The 732-nt window shown below is 68.9% G+C and carries 2 pseudogenes; one reads left to right on the top strand and one right to left on the bottom strand.

Going from position 1 to position 732, the window contains the following annotated elements:
• Window positions 1–449 (top strand): annotated as a pseudogene (locus A5764_RS16415) (hypothetical protein); the annotation flags it as partial.
• Window positions 450–453: 4 nt separating this feature from the next.
• Here A5764_RS16415 and A5764_RS16410 read toward each other — a convergent pair.
• Window positions 454–732, bottom strand: a pseudogene (locus A5764_RS16410) (hypothetical protein); the annotation flags it as partial.

Below are 732 nucleotides of genomic sequence, written 5' to 3'. Positions count from 1 at the left end.
CGACCGCCCGCATAGTGCTTTTGTCCGACGGCGGCGAGAACAAGCCGACCAATCCCAGCGATCCGCACGACGGCGCCGAAAACGTGCCGCTCGACCCCAACGCGCCGCAGGGCGCGTTCACCGCTGCCCGGGCCGCCAAGGCCGAGGAGGTGCAGATCTCGACGATCTCCTTCGGCACGCCCTACGGCACCGTCGAGTACGAGGGCGCCACCATTCCGGTGCCCGTCGACGACCAGACGCTGCAGGAAATCACCAAGATCACCGACGGCCAGGCGTTTCACGCTGACAGCCTGGAGTCGCTCGAGGGCGTCTATTCCACGCTGCAGCGCCAGATCGGCTACGAGACCGTGAAGGGCGACGCCAGCCTCGCCTGGATGCTGCTGGGCGCGGTGCTGCTGGCCGGCGCCGTCCTGGCCGGTGAGTTCCTGAACCGCAGGCTGCCCGCCTGAGCGTTCAGGTCGGCAGGCGCCGGTTGATCAGCAGGGCCAGCGCCGCGGCGATCAGGGCGGCGACGACGCCCAGGCGCAGCCAGCCGGCGCTGCCGGGACCGGGCACCGTGCGATACCCGATGTCGTTCTCTATGGCGTTGTAGCTCTTGTTGAGCTCGCTGAGGTTCGTGGCGGTGTAGGACTGCCCGCCCGACAGCCGCGCGATCGTCTTCATCTGGTCCGTCGAGACGGGGACGGCGACCCGCTGCCCGTTCATCTCGATCTCGCCGCCCTTGGTGCCGAA

This window comes from Mycobacterium sp. 852002-51057_SCH5723018, assembly GCF_001667035.1.
Classification (GTDB): Bacteria; Actinomycetota; Actinomycetes; order Mycobacteriales; family Mycobacteriaceae; genus Mycobacterium.
The sequence above is the reverse complement of the archived record's forward strand: the minus strand, read 5'-3'. Positions and strand labels throughout refer to the sequence as shown.